This window comes from Methanoculleus sp. UBA413 (assembly GCF_002502935.1).
Classification (GTDB): domain Archaea; phylum Halobacteriota; class Methanomicrobia; order Methanomicrobiales; family Methanoculleaceae; genus Methanoculleus; species Methanoculleus bourgensis.
The window spans coordinates 38,192-43,642 of the sequence record NZ_DAQR01000080.1 but is presented as its reverse complement, the minus strand read 5'-3'; the positions used below and the strand labels follow the sequence as shown (position 1 = coordinate 43,642).

Below are 5,451 nucleotides of genomic sequence, written 5' to 3'. Positions count from 1 at the left end.
TGTGTGGCGATACCCGGGGAAAACCCCACCCGGGGCCTGATAACCTCCCGGAGCAAACCGATCGGGCTCTCACCGGCAAGGATCAAGACCGTTCTCCGAGGAGGTGGACGATTGACCGGAGACCGGCCGATAGTGCCCGAAAATGACGTTCTTCTCCTGAATTGGACAGTATCCTCACGAGTCTCCATGCCGAACGTTCGCGCCAATAGGGTGTCCCCCTCCCGGCAGAGGCGTTTCACATGACAATCCCCTCAAAATTGGAAACGGAGTCTTTGTTTGTTGCGTTCCCAAACGCGACATGCCAGTGGTGAATCGCCCTTCGGGATTTTTCATCAGTTGAGCCTGTGGCCGAAACGGCCTCATGGGCGTTTTGGGACGACCTCGTGAAGACACGGGGGGACTGCAACGCCCGGCAACTGAATTTCGCGCTCTTCGCGTCTTCGCGTGAGATTTTAGTACAGGGTAGCAATAGAGTCTCACGCGAAGGCCGCGAAGTCGCGAAGGAGGCGTTGCTACACTCCTGAACTTCGCGCTCTCCCGCATGCGAATGGCGAGTCGCCTCGCTCCCTCAAAGTAAGATGCCGCATGCGCGGTTAACCGGTGATCGTTGACCCCCTTCGGGGCCTTCACGCCCGGCGAGTGCGCTGGAAAATGTTTCAGGCCGGCCCGGTGCCGCCTCACAGTCCTGCAATACGCATGCAGAACCCGAGGATCAGCCCGGACATGGCCGCTGTCGCCGAGAGGGCTGCAAGAACAGCGCCGTTCATCACCGGGCCGATCCTGATCGGGATGTAGGTCGGGTTGCGGTGCAGCCGCCGCACTGCCCGGAACGGCTTTGCGGTTAGAGAGATGGGGGGTTTATAGCGCTTGATCTTCACAATGAACACCTCCTCCTGGGTGAGTGGTGGATAATATTTCCTGAGAGGCGATTGTTTCCCCTGATTATAAGTATTGTGGTTCCGCTCCCCCGGCCGGCGGGCGAGCACGGTCCGCGACAGGTTTATCCATTTTCCGGGGAGAAATCTCCTGATTGGAGTGCCAACGGATGCATCGGTATATAAAAATACATCTCTATGGCCTGCTGGCGTTTGCCGTCTTTCCAGGCATCAGTTCCATCATCGAAGGTCAGGAAGGCCGGGTTCACGCTGCAGTGACCGCCCCCGGGCGGGGGCGGTGAGACAGATGACAGCGAGGGTTCGGGCAGAGTGGGAGAGGCTCCGGAGGGTTGCCGTCCACAGGCCGGGGATCGAGATGTTCTTCGGGCTGCTTGAGCCGTATGCGGCGCTCTACGAACGGGCGTTCAGCCGCTACGAGGCGCGCCGGGAGCACGAGCGCCTCGAGTACACCCTCAGGGAGGAGTTCGGGGTCCGGGTGCTGCGGCTCAAGGAGACCATCCTCGACGCCGCCGACCGCGACCCGGCGGTGCGCCGGCGGCTCGTCGACTGGGCCCATGAGACCGTCACCATCAGGGGTGGGAGGCAGGAGGTGGCGGAGGCCCGCAGGAGCATGGAGCAGAACGCAGACGCCCTGGACTCGCAGCACTTCTTCACCCTCCTCCTCTTAAACCCGGTCATCGAGGTGGGAGAGGGAAGCACCGGCGGCGGGGTGGACGTCCGGATTATGGGGCAGGAGCCGCTTGCAAACCTCTACTTCATGCGCGACCAGCAGGCGGTTACTGAATGCGGCCTGGTCAGCGGCCGGCCGGCAAAGCCCCAGCGGTCCCGGGAGGCTGAGATAACCAGGTTCCTCTGGGAGATCATCGGCATCCCCATCGCCGGGACGGTACGGGAACCCGGGACCTTCGAGGGCGGCGACTTCATGCCGATGGGGGATTTCGCCCTCATCGGGACCGGAGACCGGACGAACGAGGCCGGGATCCACCAGTTCCTCGCTTGTGCCACGGGTTTTGACGAGATCGGCGTCGTCCACCAGCCGGGCCACCCGCTCGTCCCGAGCAAGCGGCCTGACCCGATGATCGACATGCACCTCGACACCTACTTCAACGTCGCCTCGAGCGGGGTGGTGATCGGCTCCGAGATCCTCCTCCGGAGGGCGCAGGTCGACGTCTACCACCGGACGAACGAGGGATACGAGCCATCGGGGGAGACCGTGACCCTCTATGACTACATCAGGTCGAAGGGATTTGCGGTGATCGATCTCTCGATCCTGGAGCAGCTCTCCTACGCCGCAAACGTCCTCTGCGTACGGGACGGTGTCATCCTCACGGTGGAAGGGGAGCGGGTGATGAAGACGGTGCTTGCGAACCTGGAACGGAAGGCCGCGGTTGATACGGCGCGCTACGGGCGGCTCCTCCGTCACGCAGAGGAGGACTACCGCCGGATCAGGAACGTCGGGCAGTTCTTCCCGCACAAGGCGGAGTTCTACCAGCATGATATCGAGACCTGTCCGCTGCACTTCGAGAACCTGACCGGGGGCTACGGTGGTCCCCACTGCATGACCTGCGCACTGGAGAGGGGGTGAACCGGATGGTGGAGAAGGCTGTGGTGGTCGCGCTCGGCGGCAACGCCATCCTGCGGCATCAGGAGATGGGAACCGCTGAAGAGCAACTTGCAAACGTCCGCCGGACATCGCGGCATATCGTGGATATCATCCGCGAGGGTTACGACGTCATCATAACACATGGGAACGGACCGCAGGTGGGGGATATCCTCCTCCGGAACGAGATGGCGAGGGATACCCTCCCGCCGATGCCGCTCGACATCTGCGGGGCCGAGAGCCAGGGGATGATCGGGTATATGCTCCAGCAGTCGCTGAATGAGGCCCTCAGGGAGGCGGGGCTCGCCCGTCCGGTCGTGGCTGTGCTGACACAGACCCTGGTGAAAGGCGATGACCCGGCGTTTGGGAACCCGACGAAACCAATCGGCCCGTTCTATACCGCGATGCAGGCAAAGAGGCTCATGGTGGAGAAGGGCTGGAAGATGGTGCAGATCCGGGGACGGGGTTACCGGCGGGTGGTCCCCTCGCCGCGCCCGGTCACCCTCGTGGAGGGAGAGGTGATCAACCGGCTCTTCAGGGGCGGGGCGGTCGTGATCGCCGCAGGCGGCGGGGGCATCCCGGTGGTCGCTGGTCCGGGCGGCACCCTCCGCGGCGTCGAGGGCGTGGTGGACAAGGACTACACCGCGGCGCTCCTCGCCCGGCTCGCCGACGCCGATGACCTGCTGATCCTGACCGATGTTGACTACGTGTTCTTAAACTACGGGTGCCCGGGCCAGCAGGCACTCCGTGAGATGACGGTTGCCGAGGCAAAACAGCATCTCGAGGCGACGCATTTCCCGCCCGGGACCATGGGGCCGAAGATCGAGGCGGCCATCGCGTTTCTAGAGGCCGGGGGGCGCCGGGTGGTTATAACGTCGCTTGATTCGGCAGGTGACGCCCTGGCCGGGCGGGTGGGCACCTGGATCCACCGGTAGCCGGGGCCCGACCCCAACGTTTATATTCTAGATCCCCGACCACCCGGCGGTGAAGGAGTGTTATGGCGAATAACTTCTGGACGGGTGTCATTGTCGGCTGGCTCGTAGGGCTCATCCTGGGCTTCCTGCTGCCGGTCATCGGGCCGCTGGTCGGCGGGTTCGTCGCCGGCTGGATGGTCAGGGGCGGGGTTGGGAACGGCGCAAAGGCCGGGCTGCTTGCCGGCATCCTCGGTGCCATCGTCATCGCGGCGCTGCTTCTTATCGGCGGCACGATTCTGCTCGGTGCGTTTGGATTCATCGCGGGGCTCGGGACATCGCTCGTCATCATTGTAGCGGCGTTCGTCTACCAGGGATTGCTCTCCCTGATCGGCGGCGCCATCGCGGGGGCGATCCGGCGGTAACGCGCCGGCACATCTAACATTTCACACGCAACGGTAACTCACGCGAAGAGCGCGAAGCCGCGAAAGATGTGGCGTTCCCTCCCTTTCCCTCTTCGCGGCTTCGTGGCTTCGCGTGCGACCTTTCATCACCGCCCGCATCTCATGTGGCCTCCTGCAGAAGTGCGCGATGCTGCGAAGGGGACTGTCCACACCCATTACCAAACTTCGCGTCCTTCGCGGCTTCGCGTGAGATCGTTCATCATCGCCTGTATCGTATGTTGCCTCACGCGCCAGAATGACGGCTCGATGCAGCAGTCACGGGATACGATCCCCGATCTCCTCCTGGAACCGCACTACAATGCGCGCCCGGTACATCCAGAGGTAGGCTGCCACCGCTGCAGATTCGACGATGATGACGTACGCGACGATATGGGTGAGGGATACATCGTAGAGGACCCCCATCACGGCGCTCCCCATGAACCACGCCGTCCCGAAGACCGCGCTCAGGATGCCGTAGACCTCTCCCCTGCGCTCGAGCGCCGTGGACTCTGCGATCGATGCCCTGAGCACGGTCTCGAAGATCCCGATCCCGGCCCCCCAGGCGAGCGATCCCGCGACCGCCATCCCCGGGGTGAGCGAGAAGGCGAACAGGACCGTTGCGGTGCTGAGAACCGGGATGGTGAGGAGGGCATGGGCGCCGATACGGTCGAACGCCCTGCCGATGAGCAGCGCCACGACGACCGAGACTGCCATCGCCGATGCGTAGACGAGGGGGATGGCGGCGTCGGAGATGATCGCCTGGGCCTTGAAGTGGTAGGAGATGAGCGGGAACGCCGCAAACCCGGCCATGCCGAGGAAGATGAACGTTGCGTAGGGCCTGATCCCGGGCAGATCCGCGGTCTCCTCCCCTCTCCCGTTCAACTGCACCTCCAGGCGCCCGGGCCTCGGCACCGCCGATCGGGCGATGAGGAGGACTATCGCGACGCCGAAGAGCGGGATCCCGAGCAGGAGAAACCCGGCGGTGTATCCGCCGGTGAAGACCAGGGCAGCGACCATGACCAGCGGTCCGATGACCGCACCGGCCTGGTCGAGTGCCTTGTGGACCCCAAACCCCCACCCCCTCCCGACTGCCGCCGTCGCGTGGGAGAGGATCGTGTCCCGCGCCGGTGTCCTGATGGCCTTCCCTATCCGCTCGAATATGATGAGGAAGGCCGCTACCTCCCAGCGCCCGGCAAAGGCAAGGAGCGGGATGGCGACGAGCAGGCCGTAGCCGGCCATCGCCACCTTCCAGTAGTGGCGGCCCTGGCCGACGTAGGAGCCGGCGACAAACCGGAGCGCATACCCTACAAACTCGCCAAACCCGGCAATCAGCCCGACGACGGCCGCGCTTCCCCCGAGGAGGAGAATGTAGGGGCCGGTGACGCTCCTGGCGCCGTTCGAGACCAGGCTCCCGCAGAGGCTCGCCACGCCGAGCAGCAGGATGAGGTGAACCGAGATGTCCCTGACCCTCTGGCTGGTCTCCGGGGGAGAATCTGGCATCTTCTCCGGGGAGTGGTGGCTGATTTTATATAAGATAATGCTCTGGGAGCATCAGTGCCCTTATCCGCAGCAAGCGCAAATACCCTGTAACGGAGAACCCG

The 5,451-nt window shown here is 63.8% G+C and carries 5 protein-coding genes; 3 read left to right on the top strand and 2 right to left on the bottom strand.

Annotation, left to right across the window (positions count from 1 at the left end; translation table 11 throughout):
• Positions 1 to 677: 677 nt before the first annotated feature.
• Positions 678 to 887 carry a hypothetical protein gene (locus BP858_RS06425; protein ID WP_048104391.1) on the bottom strand — a complete coding sequence of 70 codons (210 nt, stop codon included), beginning with the start codon at positions 885 to 887 and terminating at the stop codon, positions 678 to 680.
• Between the two features lie 295 nt (positions 888 to 1,182).
• On the opposite strand from BP858_RS06425, the gene BP858_RS06420 reads away from it, so the two are divergent.
• From BP858_RS06420 to BP858_RS06410, 3 genes are all read left to right on the top strand, one after another.
• Positions 1,183 to 2,481, top strand: coding sequence for an arginine deiminase family protein (locus tag BP858_RS06420; protein WP_286879141.1), 1,299 nt, complete (start codon positions 1,183 to 1,185; stop codon positions 2,479 to 2,481).
• 5 nt (positions 2,482 to 2,486) lie between these two features.
• Positions 2,487 to 3,431 carry a carbamate kinase gene (gene arcC, locus BP858_RS06415; RefSeq protein WP_281767875.1) on the top strand — a complete coding sequence of 315 codons (945 nt, stop codon included), beginning with the start codon at positions 2,487 to 2,489 and terminating at the stop codon, positions 3,429 to 3,431.
• A 62-nt stretch (positions 3,432 to 3,493) separates the two neighbouring features.
• On the top strand, positions 3,494 to 3,832 hold the full coding sequence (locus BP858_RS06410) for a DUF5518 domain-containing protein (RefSeq protein WP_014866027.1): 339 nt from the start codon (positions 3,494 to 3,496) through the stop codon (positions 3,830 to 3,832).
• A 294-nt stretch (positions 3,833 to 4,126) separates the two neighbouring features.
• Here the strand turns inward: BP858_RS06410 and BP858_RS06405 are convergent, their stop codons facing one another.
• On the bottom strand, positions 4,127 to 5,350 hold the full coding sequence (locus BP858_RS06405) for an MFS transporter (RefSeq protein WP_286879140.1): 1,224 nt from the start codon (positions 5,348 to 5,350) through the stop codon (positions 4,127 to 4,129).
• Between the last annotated feature and the right edge of the window lie 101 nt (positions 5,351 to 5,451).

Coding starts and splice junctions, on each gene's coding strand:
- BP858_RS06420 (WP_286879141.1), top strand. CDS start 1,183: ATGACAGCGAGGGTTCGGGCAGAGTGGGAGAGGCTCCGGAGGGTTGCC.
- arcC (WP_281767875.1), top strand. CDS start 2,487: ATGGTGGAGAAGGCTGTGGTGGTCGCGCTCGGCGGCAACGCCATCCTG.
- BP858_RS06410 (WP_014866027.1), top strand. CDS start 3,494: ATGGCGAATAACTTCTGGACGGGTGTCATTGTCGGCTGGCTCGTAGGG.
- BP858_RS06405 (WP_286879140.1), bottom strand. CDS start 5,350: ATGCCAGATTCTCCCCCGGAGACCAGCCAGAGGGTCAGGGACATCTCG.